This window comes from Corallococcus sp. CA053C, from assembly GCF_003611675.1.
In the GTDB taxonomy this organism is placed as follows: Bacteria; Myxococcota; Myxococcia; order Myxococcales; family Myxococcaceae; genus Corallococcus.
Map to the genome: position 1 here is coordinate 1 of NZ_RAWA01000201.1, position 16,810 is coordinate 16,810.

Below are 16,810 nucleotides of genomic sequence, written 5' to 3' on the forward strand. Positions count from 1 at the left end.
GGGGAGGGCGGCGGTGCTGGGGCGAACGGGCTCCTGCGGCTCGCGCTCGGCGATGAGGTTCCTCGCGATGATCAACCCGAGGACCATGGGGATGAATATCCCCGCCGCCACGCCCCTCAGGACCCACGGGGACACGGGCTTCGCCGGAGGCGGAGGGAGGGGCGAGCGCGTCTGCGTGCCGCCCAGGTCGAAGGACATGCCGCAGTAGCCGCAGGTGTAGTGCGTCTGCCCCGCCTGGAGCTTGAAGGGGGCGTTGCAGTCGGGACAGCGTGAGGTTCGGGGTCCGGTGCGGGCCATGACGCCTTTGTCTACCATCCGGACGCGACAGGCTGGCGGTTTGAAACACAGAAGCCCCCGTCTTCCCGCGTGGAAGAAGGGGGCCTCCGGACTTCCGACGGCGTGCGTCCCGGGACTACGGAACGGTGGCCTTGACGGACACGCCCGAGAACGACGTGTAGCCGCGCACGGAGACGTACCAGGTGCCCGCGGCGGGGCTGTTCAGGGTGCAGGTCTCGGCGTTGCCGCTGGTGTAGGGGCGGCAGTTGTACGCGCTCGTGGTGGGCTGCGAGCCCTGGCGCACGTAGAGGTCCGAGTCACCCGTGCCGCCCGACTGCACGACGGTCAGCGTGGCGGCGCCGGCGGGCACGGTGATGGCGAAGTGCGTGAAGGAGCTGGCCGCGCCGGACAGGCCCGTCTTCTCGAGCAGCGTGATGCCCGGGGGCGGCGTCGTGCCGTTGATGGTGGAGTTGATCCAGCTCTCGAAGGACGACACGCGGCCGTAGAGGCCCGGGTACTGCGCGTCCGCGCAGCCGTAGCCCCAGCTCACGATGCCCGCGAGGACGCGGGTGCCGCCCTTGAGGACGGTGAGGGGACCGCCGCTGTCACCCTGGCAGGAGTCCTTGCCGGGCGAGGCCGCCGCGAGCTGGTCCGCGGTGATGGTCTCGTCGGGGTAGCTGGACTGCGCCTGGGCGTTGCTCAGCAGGGCCACGTCCACCGTCTGGAGCGTGTCCGGCAGCGACGAGGAGCCGCTGCTCAGCGTGCCCCAGCCCGTGACGCGCGAGATGACGCCCGGGTTGGTGACGCCCGCCGCCGCGTCCGCCGCCGTGACGATGGGGATGGCCTTCGCGTTCGGGCCGCTCAGGTCCAGCGGCGAGGACAGCTTCAGGAGCGCCGCGTCCTTGCCGATGTTGGCGTCCACGTAGCCCGGGACGACGAACACCTGGGACACCGTGCGGATCTGCCCGGCGCTGCTGCCGCTGCGCTTGGTGATGCCGGCCACGACGCGGCCCGGCTTGGAGATGGTGCCGCCCGAGTTCACGCAGTGCTGCGCGGTCAGGATCCAGTTCGCGTCGATGATGGAGCCGCCGCAGAAGTGGCTGCCGCCGCTGCTCTGCAGCGACACCTGCCACGGGTTCTCCGCGATGGTGGTGTTGGTGCCGCCGACGATGTCCTGCGTCGTGGAGGCGGGGGGCTCCGCCGGGGCCTGCTCCTCACGCTTCTCCTGCGGACCGCATCCGACGACCAGCAGCGACAGCACGCTGGCGGCTGCCCAGCCACGCACGATCTGACCTGAAAGCATGTGAACCTCGTTCAAGCTGGATTTTCTGAAGAGCAGGGATTGTGATGGAACCCGGCTTACATTGTAAACCCTCTTGCGTGGTTTTATTGCAACTTGATAACTACTGTAGACGTGTTCACGGCAGGGGGCCGTTGGTGATGAGGATGTCGTCGATGAGGCCCCGGTAGTCGCCGGTGTTGGCGGGCCGGTCGTAGCTCACGAGGATGCGGTCCACGGTCCTGCCCGCGAGCCACTGGCCCACGTTGCTCTGGATGCGCGTCCAGGTGTCGAGCGGGATGGCGCCGCCGTGGCCCGCGTTGGGGTGCAGGCTCTTGCCGTTGAAGTCGGTGGCTCCGCTGTCGCGCAGCGTCGTTCCGTCGGTGCAGATGAAGTCCACCGCGACATAGCGGCCGTTGTCCTGCTGGGGACGGATCCAATAGCTGAGCTTCGTGGCGGTGGTGATGGGGAGGTTCACGTCGAAGACCTTCGCGTTGGCGTAGGAGGTCGTCGCGCTGTTGTCCCGGCCCGAGTACATGAGCACGGCGAGGCCGGTGTGGGGGGACTCCTGGCGGGGCGAGCACTCGGGCTTCGTGGCGCCCGTGTACGGCCCCACGTTCTGGCTGCCGTCCAGCGTGTCCAGCCAGGTGGGCTGCGTGTCGGCGCTCTCGAAGCCCGTCTGGAAGAGCACGCCGCTGCTAGCAGGCCCGGGGATGATCTCAAACGAGACGACGGTGTACGGCGGAACGTTCCAGGTGAACGCGGAGCCCGTGAAGGAGAGCGGGGTGGAGGCGGTGGGGTTCGTGGTGGTGGCCGCGTTGACGACGCGGACGTTCACGGTGCCCGTGGTGCTGGGAAGGTTGGCGAGCGAGACGGCCACGTCGTACGCGGTGCCCGCCGTGTCCTTGTTGACGACGGTCAGGTAGTAGCGGCCCGTCGCGGTGTCCTGGGTTGCGAGCGATTCCAGATTTGCCGTCCCGCCGGTCGCGGTCAGCTTCTGGTTGCCCGTGTAGTTGCCGAAGAGGAAGAAGGTGAAGTACGGCTTGAGGGGTGCGTAGGTGGTGTTGGACAGGAGCCCGAGGTGGTTCAGGCCCGCCTCGGCCAGGTTGTAGGACGTGAAGACGTCGATGTTGCCGTGGATGGCATTGATGAGGGCGCTCGCGGTCCACGTCGCGTTGAATTCATTGTGATACTTCGGGTTGAAGGCCGCGAAGTCACCCTGGGCGACGTTGTATTCGGTGATGGCGGCGCCGTACTTCTTGCCGGAGGGGCCGGTGAGGACGCCGTTGGTGCCGCCGTTCTTCACCTGGATGACGTCTTCGCGGTAGGCCTTCTTCGTCCACGCCATCCGGTCCGCGTCTGTCTTCGAGGTGTCGTCGGCCCAGGGGCCGTAGTTGTGCCAGCTCACCAGGTCCAGGGTCGCCTCCAGGTTCTTCGCCGCGTAGGACGTCCAGCTCTCGGTGGGGCCCTTTTCGAGGTCGCCCGAGTGCGTGTCGGCGGGCCCGATGAGCTTGAGGGTGGGGTCCTTGGCGCGCATGGCGCCTCCGACCGTGGTGAAGAAGGTCTTGTAGGCGGCCATGGACGCGAAGTGGCCATCTCCTTCAATGGTGGGCTCGTTCCACATCTCGAAGTAGCGGACCGACTTCGAGGCGCCCAGCACCTTGTCGACGTTGTAGCGCTGCACGAGGCCGGCCATGAACGTGCCGTACTCGGCCCAGTCCGCGGAGGTGATCTCCTTGCTCGCGCTGAGCGTCTTCGTCACGCCCTGGGGGAAGCCGCACACGACGATGAGGGGTTCAGCGCCCGCGTCCCAGATGGTGTTGAGGACGGCGTCGATGGTTGCCCAGTTCCAGGTGTTGTGCGCGGGGTAGACGTCCTGGCCGTTGTACATCCCCCACTGCGTGACGCCGACCCGGACGATTCTTATCTTCGCGTCGCGGATGCGCTGCTGGACCGTCGCGTTGCCCGGCCAGGAGCCCAGGTACTTGTCGGGGGCGGCGACGCCCCATGCATAGGGATTGACGGGGCCCGCGTTCGACGCGGTGTCGACCGTCACGGTCGTGGACAGCGCCGCGACCTGTTGAGCGAGGTGCTCCCGCGTTTCGGTATCGCCTTCGGCGACAGGGCTTCCACAGGCGCTCAGGAGGGACAGCAGGAGCAGGGTGAGTGGGACCCGGAGGGCTGGTCTTCCAGATTTCATGGGGGCGCAGCAGAGCATGTCCTGACGGACCCAGGGGGGCGTATTGGAGTGCGCGATTCGGGCCGGGTTAGGTTTCAGGACACGGCGCGCACATCGCCGAGGGGGAAGACGGATGGGTGCGGTGGCGCGAACGACAGCGGTGGAGCATGGCCATGGGTGGTTCTTCACGGCACCGTGGGAGGGTGTCGCGCGGAGACGCGGCGACGCGTTGGGACTGCGCGGCCTCGCGGACCGATACGCAGACGCCCTCGCACCGGACCTGAGCAACGGGACGGTGGATGCCCGGTGGATCACGCTCCTGTCCTGGTCCCTCAAAGCCTCGCATGAGGTCTGGGTCCGGGCAGACGGCGGTGGAGGCCTTGGAACCCGCGAGGCCCAGCAACGGCGCTACGCCTGGCTGCGACCGCTGGAGCTGCTGTGGGTGGCCTGGACGCTGAAAGCCCACGAGGATCCTGCTGGACGTCAGCTGCGTGGCCAGCGCTCGGTGCGCAAATGGCTCAATCAAGATGCGCAGGGCGAGCGCTTCGGCATGCGCACCGAGCAGTTCCACCGTTACCGGCAGACGGGCATGTACGGGGCCTACCGCACGCTCATGCGACGGGTTCCCGGGCTCACGCTGAGCGATCGCGGCCGTGACGGCTGGACGCCCTCCGACGTCGTCAACGCGCTGTTCCATCATGTCAACGCGGAGCTGCCGCGAACCCTCCGCTTCACCGACGAAGTCTTCGAGCGCAGCACGAAGTGGGGGCTCTGGCAGGGGCGGGAGGAGCACTGGTGGATGAAGAAGGGTTGGGACGAGGAGGTGCAGGGCATCACGCACCTCCTTCCCACCGAGGCGGGGGTCGCGAAGCGCCTTCCGGACGAGGAGCGCAGGCTGCTGAAGCACTGCCTGTTCCCCGTGGGGCACCGTCGTTCGGAGGTCGCGCAGCTGCTCGCGGAGGTCCAGCCTGGAGCACGGCACGTAGACCTTTGCGACCTGCTGGCCCGTGCTCCGGTGCTCAAGGCTTCGGAGTCAGGCCCCCTCCTTGTCACGCTGCCCGCATTTACCCGGCTGGCCGACGCGGGCATGGATGTCATGCGTGCGCTGTGGTCGGCGGTCGGTGCTTCCCAGGAAGCGCGAGGCCCCGAGGTGGCGGACCTCGCCAGCGCTCCTGAACTCCAGCATCCGTTGTCCCGCCTGACCGAGTCCTCCCGAGCCTGGAACGCGCGAGCCGATACCTCCACCCTGCCGGCTGGAATCGCCGCGATGGCATTGGCGAGCGCGATGGCTACGGCAAGGTCGCCAGGTGAGCAGCTGCGCTCCCTTGCCCGCCACCACGAGCTGCACGGGGGAGGACTGCGCTGGTTTCGCTTGAGGCAGGGCCGGATTGAGCCGCTGTTGCCCCAGAACGGGGCCGCCGCGAGCCTCTACCGGTTCCGCCTCTGGCCGCTCGCGCGGCTCGCCGCCCAATGCGGTGCGGCGCGGACACAGGCGGCGCTCGATGCAGCGGTGAACCATGACGACGAAGCCACCGACGCCGGAGACGAAACGTGAGCATGGAGCCTGATTGGCGCGAGGCGCTGCCCACGGTGCCCCCGGGGTATCGGCTCCATGCGGCGCTCTTCACCACCTTCGAACCGGCCCAGCCATCGCTGCTCGTGGAGCACCTGCTGCCCTCGGTCCTCACCCTCGCTCGGGGGCTCGACCCCGAGCCCGAGGCGCGTTCGCTCTACTTCGGGGAACTGGCGGTAGCCCTCGAGCGGCTTCGAGGGCGGCTCACCGTCATCTCCTCGTCCCCTTCGCGGGCGTCGGATCCGGCCGTGACGATGGGTGCCGCATACCCCTGGCTGTGGCGCTACGTCACGCCGTTGTTCACGGGGGAGAACGGCGCGGCCACCCAGCATGCCAAGCTGTGGATGCTGCATTGGGTGACGGAGGGGAGGGCAGGAAAGGAACGCAGTGAGGCCCTGGAAATCGTCATCTCCTCCGCGAACCTCACCCTGTCCTCGTTGAGAGACCAGCTGCAGGCCGGGTGGCGCGCCTTCCTGCCCCTGGGCGCGCGGGGGGCTCGTGCCCGCCGCGACACCTGGGGCCCACTGCCGCGCTTCCTCGAGGCACTCGGGGAGTCCGCGGGCACGCAGGCCGCGACGCCCACGGCGGCCTTCGTGGAGCTGCTGGCCCGGTGCGAGTGCCCGGAGGGCGTGCAGCTTGTCGCCAGCATTCCTGCGGCCCTCCAGGGCACGGGGGAGACCTCCCGGTGGGGAATCCGCGCCCTTGGGAAGGCGGCACCGGATGGTCACGGCCCCCTTCGCGTCCAGGTGTGCGCTCCCTTTGTTGGTGAGTGGCAGGAGCGTGCCTTCCGGCAATGGTGCCTGGGCCTGGACGTGAAGCCCGACGCGGTCGCGCTGTCCTGGATTGATTCCAGGCACCCCTGGGCACAGGAAGCCGGAGGGGGCTGGTTGATGTCGCGCCGCACCCTGGATGCGCTCCTCGCGGGAGGACTGCGGTTGCGACGCTTGGGGTACGACGCCGGCAAGCTCACGCAGCGCTTTCACGACAGCCACCGACCGGAGGAACCGCGCTGGAGCCATGCGAAGCTGTACCTGCTGCGACGCGGGCGGGCGCGCCGGTTGTTGGTGACGTCCGCGAACTTCAGCACGTCCGCTTGGGGCTCGGGCGATACGGGGCCGCGCAACTTCGAGCTGGGGGTCTTGATTGAAAGTGATTGGCCCATCCAGCCCGAGGAGGAGGCGTTTGATGAGCGCCATTCCGTGCATACGACGGAGTCCCCGGTGCGGCCTGTCGACACGGAGCTGCTCTGGGGACAGGCGCTCTGGGACGGCAAGACGGTGGAGCTGACCTGCCGCGCACCTGCCGGCGCGGAAGCACCGGACGTCCAGGTCTCGGGTGCGCCCGCGCAAGCCGTGCTGAAGGACTCCCTCACACCTGCCAGGAAGGGCGGATGGGAGGGGGCGGTTCCCTGGGGAGACGGAAAGCGGCCTCCGCTCATGGCCGTCTTCTCTTGCGGCACGGAGACCCTGGAGGTTCCCGTCCTCGACATGCGGACCGCGAAGGACTTCGCCCAGACACCCCTGCCGGAGGTGGATCCCGAGGTGGCCCAGGCCCTCCGGGATGCGCTCCTGATGGAAGCCTATGGCTGGCCCATGGTCGAAGCGGAGGATCTCCAGGCCATGCTTCGCGGCGAGCCGTCTTCGGGGGCGGCCCTCGAAACGGCCGAGGACTATTCGGTGAAAGCCTTCACGGAGGCCCGGCATGACTTCCTCAAGGTGGAGGCCTGGGCCCAACAGCTCGACGCAGCGCGAGCCTTTGGCACTGGCGAATATGAGCGGATCCTCGCGGATGGTGCGAGGCTGGCGGAGCTGTTCCAGCGCAGGGCGGTCAAGAGCCGCCTGCCCGCGGCTCTCGTCGCCGAGGAGTTCCTCTGGCGGTTGAAAGAGGCCCGGTCATGAGCGGTGAAACGCTGTCGTTGGATGGGAACAGCTGGAAGTTCCTCCATCACCCGGACACGTATTGCGAATCCTCCCGAGGGTCGAACCGGCCCCTCGAACCCGAACCCACGCGCCGCCAGTTCACCACCGCGAAGGCGATCCTCTCCAGGCTCTCCGGCAATGACACGAAGCAGGTGGGCGGCGTGCTGCTCGCGGACGACGTGGGCCTGGGCAAGACGACCGTGGCCGCGCTTGTCGCCTGGGTGGTCGCGGGCAGGGAGGGCACGGTGCGCATCCTCGCGCCCAACGCCGTGCTGCGGCGCCGTTGGGAGGAGGAGCTCAAGGCCCACGTGCCGCTGCTCCAGGCGCGCGCGCCGAGCCTGGCCGTGGATGTGAATCGCATCAAGGGATGGGAGACCGAGCGACTGCGGAGTGGGCGCATCCAGGTGGGCACGCACCACCAGTTGGTGATGGCGCGGCGCGAGGGGCTGCTGCGCACCGGATGCGACCTGCTCATCGTGGATGAGGCGCACCGGGCCAAGGGCGAGGAGAGCGCCTTTCGCGAAGCGCTGGAGGCACAGGGCGAGCGGGCGGCCGCCAAGCTCATCCTCACGGCCACGCCCTTCAGCATCGCGGTGGACGAACTCATCCAGTTGCTGGGGTTCTGCGGCGCCCAGGACATCGCGACTCCGGTGCGGCGCTACGCGCAGGCCCTCCTGCGGCTCCATGAACCCGCCCAGGGCAAGGACCCGGGAACCACTTCCGAGCAGTTGAAGGCGTTGGCAAAAGACGCCATCGAAGCCATCGCTCCGTATGTCATCCGACACGGCATCGACGACCTTCCCACGTCCGAACGCAGTCACTTCGGCAAGGTTGGGACGCCCTGGTCCATCGACGTGCCAGCGGCGGACGAAGGTGCACTGGAGCTGTTGCTGCGCGCGGACCGGCTCCTGCGGTTGACGCGTGACGAGCGCCGGGAGCGCACCAATGACCCGCGCTTCCACGTGGGTTGGAAGCACCTCGTCCAGGAGGTCGAACGGGTGGAGGTGCTGGCGAAAGGGGAGGTCTTGCAAGTCGTCAGGAACCAGCTTCAGCAGACGCGCAAGTTGTTGCGTACGCAGACGCAGGGAGGGCCGCACCCGAAGATGGCTGCGGTCGCGAAGGCCGTCACCGAGCGGGTGGCGGCCCAGGAGAAGGTGCTTCTCTTCTGCCACCACCGGGCCACGGCGCTGGAACTGCTCCAGGTGCTGGACACCCGACTCCGATTGCCCGCGGACGCGCCCCAATGTCTGACGGAAGCGGTGTGGCGACAAGAGTGGAGGGCCCTCTTGGCGAGCCGTGCCGAGGAGCGGCCCCTGCCTGACACTCACACGGACGCGGAGGAGTTGCGCGAGACCTTTCTCGCCTGGCTTTGCGGTCCAGGTCTGCGCAGGCAGGTGCTCTCCTGGCTGCCGGAGTCCCCCCGCGACGGCATGCACCTGCGGAAGTTGCTCGCGGGGACGCGCGTGCGCGGTCGCAAGGAGACGCGTGTGCCCTTCGTGGCCGATGCGGCGGATGCCCTCTTCCGGGGTCTCACGGATGCGCGTTCGCGCTCGACGCTGGGCCTGCTGCGGGCCGCATACCGTGGGGACTCCGCGCTTCCCGGCGACCTGTCGGGCGGCCATCGGGTGCTGGGGTCCTGGACGCACTCCTCGGACGACGAGGAGGCGCCGGACATCCTCTTCCAGGGCGAGCCAGACGTGGTGCTGGGTCTCTTCAACAGTCCCTTCGGGCCGGACGTCCTGGTTGCGACGGACCGGCTCTCCGAAGGGGTCGACCTGCACCGGTGCTGCAGGTTGCTGGTGCACTACGAGCTGGATCCCAGTCCCATCCGCACGCTTCAACGGAATGGGCGTGTGCGGCGCGTCGGTGGCTGGGCAGGACTGACGGCCCAATCCATCGAGTACGCGTACCCGAGCTTCAACGGCACCCGGGACGCTCGCGCCGTGGAGATCATGAACCGGCGCCTCCAACGCTTCGACCTGCTGCTTGGGGGCGTTCCACCGGTCAGCCTCGATGAGGACGAGGGGGCTGATGACGCGTTCGTGCGGAAGGTGCTCGAACTCTGCGGCGACGCGCTGAAGGACCTGAACAAGCTCCTGCGGCCCTGACGTGGGGCGGGTAGGGGTTTGGGATGGGAATCGCAGGAATTCCAGACATCGGGCGGAGCCTCCGTGGGTAGAAGACGAATGCCCTGTGCAATGTCCATGCCTTGGAAAGGCAAAGCAGATTAGGCTTGCGCCAATGGACAAGCGTTGGATGTCGGGTCGGATGTGGGCAGTCGTGTCATTGGTGGGGAGCCTGATGCTGGGGGGATGTGGGACGTCCACCTCGCCGCAGGATGCAGGCACCGTGCGGGATGCGGGTGCCCCGGACGCTGGGGGTTCGCTGCCGGATGGCGGAACCGCCGAGGCCTCTCCGTGTGAGCGCACGCTGGGCGTCTGTGCCGGGGCCCGCCGCGCCCAGGTGGATGGGGTCTATGAACCGGTGTGCACGGCGCTGTCGTATGGCTCCAGCTACGAGGCCGTGGAGACGCGCTGTGATGGCGTGGACAATGACTGCGATGGGGTGACGGATCCAGCCACGTGGTCCCCGGTCACGCCGCTGGCGTATCCGTTGCTGAAGAACCAGGTGAGCAGTCTCCGCGTCGCGGGAGGCGTGCTGGCGGCGGTCTTCGACCGACCAGTGGGGGCCCGCATCGTGCGGATGGACACCTCCATGAAACAGGTTGACGGCACGAACGTGCCGGTGGACGTCTTGGACACGTCGGAGTCCGTCGGCACGGTGAGGAGCCAGTTGCTGTCCACCTCGCGTGGCCCCGCGCTGTACTACTCGTCGACGGGCGTGATGGCGGACCACACCCGGGGACATCTCATCCCGCTCGATGCTCAGGGGCGCCCCGTGCTCGGGAAGGATGGCAGCGCGGTCGACGTGGTCCTCTTCGACCATCCCGTGGGTGGGGTCGCCAGCGATGCGGCCGTGGCGGCGGGGGGCTCCCAGGTATTCGTGGCCTGGGCGAACGGTCCCTACGGCCCCGGGGCTCACGAGGTGCTGGGCACGGTCACGGACCTGGACGGGAAGGTGCTGGCCGCTCCCCGGGTCCTGATGCGCATGGCTCCCGAGGGCGCCATCGTGGACCATGTGGAGGTGCTGGGGTTGAGCGATGGAAGCTTCCTGCTGGCGGTGCTCCAGGAAACAGGAGGCCTCGGGGATGAGCTGGTTCGGCTCCAACGCTTTGACAGCGACCTGCTGCCCGTCGGTGATGAACGCACTGTCCATACGGTCTACTCGCCGACGCTCCAGCTCGTGGAGCTGGGCGCGTCACCCGCCCTGCTGGTGCGCGACACCCGGAATGACGACAAGTTGGCGGTCGTGAAGAACCTCTTCGACGGGGGCACGCAAGAGACCGTGGCCGTGACGACCCTGGACGAGACCGCCTGGTTCGGTGCCACGGCGACGTCCCACGGGCTGGAAGTGGCCTGGCTTTCCGTCCGCTCCGCAGGGGCGTCGGGAGGCGACATCGAGTTCAACTGGCGGGGCCGCTTCTGGGCCCTGGGGCAGAAAGGGGCCCCGAAGGACTGGACCCCGGGCGCTGCACCGCTGCCGCTGCACCGGTTCGCCGAGTGGGTGCTGCTGGAGGAGCTTCCGGAGAGGTGGATGGGCGCGCTCGTGATGACCTCCACGCAGACGCCGCGGACGCATGTGATCCAGGCGGTCCGCTACTGCTCCGCCCCAAACCCTACTCCGTGATGAAGGTGAAGCCCCCGGTGACCTCCAGCCGGTAGCCGGGGTCTTCGAACACCACCCGGGAGCCCGTGCCTTCCAGCATCTCGCGCACGTGGCTCACGTGCACCCGCAGCGAGTTGTCATGCAGCCGCGGGTCGTAGTCCGCGTTCCACATGGCGCGCACGCAGTCCTCCTTCGACAGCGTGCGGCCCGGCTGCCGGGCCAGCGCATACAGCAGCCGGCGCGGCAGGGCCCGCCGCTCCAAGGAGATGACGCGCCCCAGGGCCCGCAGTTCATGGCGGCGCGCATCCAGCACCACCTCGCCCGTTGCCTCCGCCGGGGGCCCGGCGTCCACTCCCGGCGCGGAGGGCAGGGTGCGGGACAGCTCCGGAATCAGCTCCGGATCCACCTCGCCTTCCGCCGCGGCACGGGCCGCGTTCTCCAGCGCCTCCTCCGCCTCACGCGACCGACCCGCGAGCCGGTGCAGCCCCGCCCGGGCCAGGTGACCCACGGCGCGCTCCAGCGCGAAGTCCCCTCCCACCGCCAGCGGCTCCAGCGCGGCGAGCAGCCCCGTGGCCCGCACGGAGTCCCCCTGTCGGGCCGCGTCCAGGGCGGCCAGCGCGCGCTGACGGGCGGCCACGCCGGGGCGCACCTCGCGCGGCTCCACGGTGACAGCGGGGCCCGCGGGTCCCGGCACATCATGGGTCCTGGCGCCCTGCACGGCCCGCAGCAGGCCCACCACGCCGCGCGTCCGGGCCTCCGCCTCCACCGTGTCCAGCAGCGCCTGTCCCTCCGCGCGCCGGCCCAGCTCCAACAACATGCGGCCCGCGCCAATGCGGCAGAGCATGCGGACGAAGAGGTAGCCCGCGCGCTCCGCCCGGGCCTCCGTCGCCCTCAACGCGGCCAGCGCGGCCCGCCGCTGGCCCAGCTCGCCCCGCACCCACGCGTCGATGCAGTCCAGCTCCAACGCGAGGCGCGGAGCCCCCAGCTGCCCCAGCCGCTCCCGGGCGCTCGCGAGCGCGGCCTCGGCCTCCGTGAAGCGGCCCAGCCGGCTGAGGATGCCCGCGGACATGGCCGCCACCAGCGGGCCTCGCGAGTCGAGCGGCGCGTCCTCCAGCAATGACACACATTGGGCCAGGGGCGCCGCCAATTCACTGTCACGGCCTTCAATCCACAACATCAGCGCGCGGGCATAGGCACACCATCCCAGCACCCGTTTCTCCCCGGACGCCTCCGCCGCGCCGTCCAGCACCGCGAGCGATTCGTCGATGCGCCCCTGGAAGAAGAGCAGGGCGGCCAGGGCCAATAGCTGCTGGAGGAACACCTCCGCGCTGCTGGGGATGGGCATTGCCTGGAGCGTCCGCTCGCACGCCGCCGTCTCCAACGAGAAGAGGGCCACGCGCACCAGCACCGCGCCCACGCCTTCCCGCAGGGCCTCGCTCGCCGTCACGCCCGGCGCGTCCAGCGAGGCCCGCAGCTCCAGCAGCTCCGGGTACGCCCGCCGCAGGTCGAGCAGCCGCACCCGGGCGCGGGCATGGGCCAGCCGCACCTCCGGCGTGTGCAGCGCGGCGGGCAGCGACTCCAGCAACGACAGCAGCTCATCCGCGGCGCCGTGGCGCACCAACGCCTCCGCCTGCGCGACGACGAAGGCCGCCCGCGCCTCGTGACGGCCCATCGCCTGGAGGTGGCGGCACACCGCGCGCACCCGCACCACCGCGGGCAGGGGCTCGCGCTCCAGCGCCTCCAGCAGCGTCGCGTGGGCGGCCTCCAGTTCGTCCGGGCCGAGCAGCGACGTGAGGGCCTCACGCACCAGGTCGTGGACCCCGTGCCGGCCCTGTGCGTCCGTCTCCACCAGCAGCCGCGCGCCCAGCCGCCGCAGGGATTCGCCGGCCGTGCTCCCGGGCAGCACGGCCTGGAGGGTGCTCGTCGTGAGCGGTACCTCGCTCAGCGCCAGCACCGCGGCCAGCCGGCGCTCGTCCCCGGGCAGCGCCGCCAGCGCCGCTCGCACGGGTTCATCCCCGCCCGTGTCACCGGCATGGGCCCGGCGCAGGAGGAAGGGCAGCCCCCGCGAGCGGCTCCACGCGGCGTCGAAGCCGTCCCGCTCTCCATAGAGCGTGTCCAGCTCCCGCCACAGCAGCAGCGCGGCCTCTTCCACCAGGCCATCCAGCCGCAGCTCGAAGCGGTCCGGGCTGCTGGCATGTCGCGGCACGGATTCACGCGAGGTCGCCAGCAGGGTCCCCTTGCGCAGCCGTCCGCCCAGGTCCTCCACCAGGGCCACGCGCTCCGGGGGCGCGAGCACGTGCAGGTCATCCAGCACGCACAGCGCGCGGCGCGTCTCCAGCTCCCGCGTCAGGTCCTCCAGGCGGGACGCATCCGACAGGGCCTGGGCCACGGGCGCTTCGCGCAGCAGGCGGCGCACGTCGTCCACCACCGTGTCCAGCGTGTCTCCCGGTAGCACGCGCCGGTGCACCACGGTGCCCCGGTGGCGCGAGGCCACCGCCGCCGCCAGCGCGGACTTGCCCGCACCGGGCAGGCCGTAGACGAGCCCGGTGTGCACCCGCTTCAGCATCTCCCCCATCCGCCGCACCTCCTGGGCGCGGCCCACGAAGACGGCGGGCGGACCGAGCCCCGGGGAGGATGGCGTGCGCATGGCGCCGCCATTGTAGGCGCTGGGGGGCTCTTCCGGTGGAGGAACAGGCCCCGGCCGCTCAGGTGTCGTCGAGGCTGAGGCCGCGCAGGTGGCTGACGTCCCCCCAGCTCACCAGCCGGAAGCCCCCCGCCTCGAAGTCGAACCGGTTCCAGCTCGCGTTGAGGACGGAGAAGGCGCGGGGCGTGGCGGGCGAAATGCCCAGGCAGTGGCGGAACAGGCTGCTCAGGAGCCCCCCGTGTGTCACCACCACGACACGGGCCCCCGGGTGGCGCGCGCCCAGCTCCTCCAGGCAGCCCACCGCCAGCCGCAGCCTTTGAGACGTGCTCTCGCCCTCGGGGACGACGAAGTCGGGGCCGCCAGCAGCGTAGTGGGAGAAGACCTCCGGGTGCCGCTCGCGCGCCTCCGTGCGCGTCAGTCCTTCGAGGATGCCCAGCCCGCGCTCGCGCAGGCGCGCGTCCTCTTGAGGCGCATGGCCCGTCGCCGCCGCGATGCGGGAGGCCGTCTGCACCGCGCGCCCCAGGTCGCTGGAGTAGAGCGCCTGGAAGCGGACGGTCGCGAGCCGGGCCGCGAGTGCGTCCGCCTGTCGCAAGCCCTCCGGACTCAGCGTGCTGTTCAGGTGCCCCTGCAGGCGCTCCTGGGCGTTCCACTCCGTCTCACCATGGCGGAGCAGGATGAACTCGGTCGTCATGCCGTCCAGCGTACGTGACACTTCCCGCTGGGCAAGCCGTATTGGTTTTCTTGGAAACCGCGAAGCCAATCCCTCACAACGGGGCGCGGCTCCTTCCGGTGTTTGTATTTGCGCGCGGACAGCCGCCCGCGGGGGCGGGGCTGCTGCTGACTGGTGCGCAGGCGACCTGTGTCTCGGGTCGGATGCACTCCGGGACGGCTTGGTAACAGATGCCACGACTCCCACTCTTTCCTCGTAATTCCGAACTGGAGCGAGCTTTCGCACCCGCCGTCCGCGGAGGAAGCGAAGCCATCCGCGCCAGGCCGAAGGGGGAGGCCTCATGGAGCATGGAACGAGTGTCGAAACGCTTTCCACGGTCGTTGGGCCCTTGGATGCGGCGGAGGGGCGTGCGTGGGATTCACCGCGCCTGCGCTCGCTGCGCATGCTCGTCGTGGACACGGCCCTCATCACCGCCTCGCTCTTCTTCGCGGCGCTGACGCGCTTTGACGGGGTGCTGCCGGCGCAGGCCCGCGACGCCTTCCCGAGCGCGCTGTCGCTGCTCTTGGGCGTGCGCCTGTGCGCCCTCGTCTGGTTCGGGCTGCACCGCTGGTCGTTCCGCCGCTCCGGGCTCAACGAGGCGGTCCGGCTGGTGATGGCCAACCTCGTCGCCTCCATCGGCTTCGAGCTGTTCCGCTCCATGCTCTTCGTCGAAGCGCTGCCGGGCCAGGTGATTGCCCTGGAGTTCTTCGCCACCACCACGCTCCTGGGCATCCACCGCTTCGCCCCGCGCATGGTGCGGCAGTGGTACCTGGACCAGCGCCGCTCGCGGGCGGACGGCGTCCAGCGCACCCTCATCGTCGGCGCGGGCAGCGCGGGCGACCTGCTGCTGCGCGACCTGATGCGCACCCAGAGCGGCTCCTGGCACGTCATCGGACTCGTGGACGACGACCCGGGCAAGCAGGGCACCTTCCTCAATGGCAAGCCGGTGCTCGGCCCCATCGACGCGCTGCCGGAGCTCATCAAGAAGCACCGGGTGACGCTGGTGCTCATCGCCATCCCGCGCCTGTCGCCCGAGCGCACCCGGCACCTGCTCAGCCTGTGCCGGCACCAGAGCGTCAGCTTCAAGATCATCCCGGCCTCCTTCGCCTACCTGGACCAGAAGGTCACCGCCGCGATGCTGCACGACCTCAGCCCGGAGCACCTGCTGCCCCGCGACCCCATCTCGTTCGACCGGGAGGAGGTGCACCGGCTCGTCTCCGGCCGCCGCATCCTCGTCACCGGCGGCGCGGGCTCCATCGGCAGTGAGATCGCGCGCCAGGTGGCGGGACATGCCCCCGCGTCGCTCGTGGTGGTGGACATCAACGAGAACGAGCTCTACCTGCTGGTGCGCCAGCTCCAGGCGCGCTACCCGCGGCTGCCGGTGCACTCCATCGTGGCGGACATCCGCGACCTGGACCGCATGATGCGCATCGGTAAGGAATTCGCGCCGCAGTATGTGTTTCACGCCGCCGCGCACAAGCACGTGCCCCTGATGGAGGACTCGCCCGAGGAGGCCATCAAGAACAACGTCTTCGGCACCCAGAACGTCGCGCGCATGGCGGACGCCTGCGGCGCGGAGCGCTTCATCCTCATCTCCACCGACAAGGCCGTGAAGCCCTCGTCCGTGATGGGCGCGTCCAAGCGGCTCGCGGAGATGGTCATCCGCGACATCGCCGTGAACTCGCGCACCACGTTCGCCGCCATCCGCTTCGGCAACGTGCTGGGCTCCGCGGGCAGCGTGGTGCCCCTCTTCAAGCAGCAGATCCAGGCGGGCGGGCCCGTCACCGTGACGCACCCGGATTGCACCCGCTACTTCATGATCATCCCGGAGGCCGTGGGGCTCGTGGTGCTCGCGGGCCTGGGCGGCTACGGAGAGCTGTGCATCCTGGACATGGGCGCGCCCGTGCGCATCGCGGAGCTGGCCGCGAACATGATCACCATGACGGGTCTGGTGCCGGACAAGGACATCCCCATCGTCTACACGGGACTGCGCCCGGGCGAGAAGCTGGAGGAGACGCTGCTCAGCGAGGAGGAGGAGCTCACGCAGCATGTCCGCAACCGCATCAAGGTGGCGCGCAGCCCCGCGCCTCCCCCGGACTTCCAGCTCCAGCTCAAGCGCCTGGACCGGGCGGCGAAGTCCGGTGACGCCCACGACGTGAAGCAGGCCCTCCAGGACCTGCTGCCCACGTACACCCCGTCGCTGAGCCGTGGCGCGGAGAAGCCCGTCAGCGCGTAGTCGTCCGAAGCCGTGGCGTTCCCCGGGGCCCCGCGTGTTCGCGGGGCCCCGTCGCCGTTTTTCAGCCCCGCGGCGAGCGGTAGGCCGGAAAGAAGTCCTGGTGGGGGCTGCCCTCCGACAGGCGGGCGTAGACCGCCGGCTCGCAGATGACTTCGTGCGTGTGCAGCCGGGTGCTGGCGTTCGCGAAGCCCCGCTTGAAGTCCTCCAGCCCGTCCCCCGGCTGGAGCCCACCCCCCAGGTGGCGCCGGCGCCCCAACCGCTGGCAGCGC

The 16,810-nt window shown here is 69.7% G+C and carries 9 protein-coding genes and 2 pseudogenes; 5 read left to right on the forward strand and 6 right to left on the reverse strand.

Translation table 11 applies throughout. The features are described from left to right. The 3 genes and pseudogenes from D7V97_RS24555 to D7V97_RS24565 all read right to left on the reverse strand — a co-directional run. A pseudogene (locus D7V97_RS24555) lies at nt 1-297 on the reverse strand (hypothetical protein); the annotation flags it as partial. Nucleotides 298-412: 115 nt separating this feature from the next. Next, nucleotides 413-1,579, reverse strand: coding sequence for a trypsin-like serine protease (locus D7V97_RS24560; protein WP_120613068.1), 1,167 nt, complete (start codon nt 1,577-1,579; stop codon nt 413-415). Nucleotides 1,580-1,694: 115 nt separating this feature from the next. After that, entirely contained in the window at nt 1,695-3,611 is a 1,917-nt protein-coding gene (locus D7V97_RS24565; protein WP_158623450.1) for a hypothetical protein, read from the reverse strand. A gap of 256 nt (nt 3,612-3,867) precedes the next feature. Here D7V97_RS24565 and D7V97_RS24570 point away from each other — a divergent pair, with 256 nt between their 5' ends. From D7V97_RS24570 to D7V97_RS24585, 4 genes are all read left to right on the forward strand, one after another. Then, nucleotides 3,868-5,289, forward strand: coding sequence for a hypothetical protein (locus D7V97_RS24570; RefSeq protein ID WP_120613070.1), 1,422 nt, complete (start codon nt 3,868-3,870; stop codon nt 5,287-5,289). Next, complete coding sequence (locus D7V97_RS24575) at nt 5,286-7,205, forward strand: hypothetical protein (RefSeq protein ID WP_147444967.1); 1,920 nt, start codon at nt 5,286-5,288, stop codon at nt 7,203-7,205. Before D7V97_RS24570 ends, D7V97_RS24575 begins: the two co-directional genes overlap by 4 nt. Further along, entirely contained in the window at nt 7,202-9,334 is a 2,133-nt protein-coding gene (locus D7V97_RS24580; RefSeq protein ID WP_120613072.1) for an SNF2-related protein, read from the forward strand. The genes D7V97_RS24575 and D7V97_RS24580 overlap by 4 nt, the downstream gene beginning before the upstream one ends. Before the next feature lie 241 nt (nt 9,335-9,575). Next, nucleotides 9,576-10,973: a putative metal-binding motif-containing protein gene (locus D7V97_RS24585; RefSeq protein ID WP_147444968.1), complete on the forward strand. Its 1,398-nt coding sequence runs from the start codon at nt 9,576-9,578 to the stop codon at nt 10,971-10,973. Here the strand turns inward: D7V97_RS24585 and D7V97_RS24590 are convergent. Then, nucleotides 10,963-13,599 carry a winged helix-turn-helix domain-containing protein gene (locus tag D7V97_RS24590; protein WP_120613074.1) on the reverse strand — a complete coding sequence of 879 codons (2,637 nt, stop codon included), beginning with the start codon at nt 13,597-13,599 and terminating at the stop codon, nt 10,963-10,965. The two genes, D7V97_RS24585 and D7V97_RS24590, sit on opposite strands and share 11 nt — an antisense overlap. A gap of 58 nt (nt 13,600-13,657) precedes the next feature. Beyond that, nucleotides 13,658-14,287, reverse strand: a complete 630-nt coding sequence (locus tag D7V97_RS24595; protein WP_120613075.1) for a histidine phosphatase family protein — start codon at nt 14,285-14,287, stop codon at nt 13,658-13,660. Nucleotides 14,288-14,654: 367 nt separating this feature from the next. Between D7V97_RS24595 and D7V97_RS24600 the strand changes: the two genes are divergently transcribed. Then, entirely contained in the window at nt 14,655-16,541 is a 1,887-nt protein-coding gene (locus D7V97_RS24600) for a nucleoside-diphosphate sugar epimerase/dehydratase (protein WP_233583165.1), read from the forward strand. Between the two features lie 61 nt (nt 16,542-16,602). On the opposite strand, the pseudogene D7V97_RS24605 reads toward D7V97_RS24600, so the two are convergent. Then, a pseudogene (locus D7V97_RS24605) lies at nt 16,603-16,810 on the reverse strand (GNAT family N-acetyltransferase); the annotation flags it as partial.

What these genes read in the sequence shown, in the direction of transcription:
- D7V97_RS24560 (WP_120613068.1), bottom strand. Translation starts at nt 1,579, where the DNA reads ATGCTTTCAGGTCAGATCGTGCGTGGCTGGGCAGCCGCCAGCGTGCTG.
- D7V97_RS24570 (WP_120613070.1), top strand. Translation starts at nt 3,868, where the DNA reads ATGGGTGCGGTGGCGCGAACGACAGCGGTGGAGCATGGCCATGGGTGG.
- D7V97_RS24580 (WP_120613072.1), top strand. Translation starts at nt 7,202, where the DNA reads ATGAGCGGTGAAACGCTGTCGTTGGATGGGAACAGCTGGAAGTTCCTC.
- D7V97_RS24590 (WP_120613074.1), bottom strand. Translation starts at nt 13,599, where the DNA reads ATGCGCACGCCATCCTCCCCGGGGCTCGGTCCGCCCGCCGTCTTCGTG.
- D7V97_RS24595 (WP_120613075.1), bottom strand. Translation starts at nt 14,287, where the DNA reads ATGACGACCGAGTTCATCCTGCTCCGCCATGGTGAGACGGAGTGGAAC.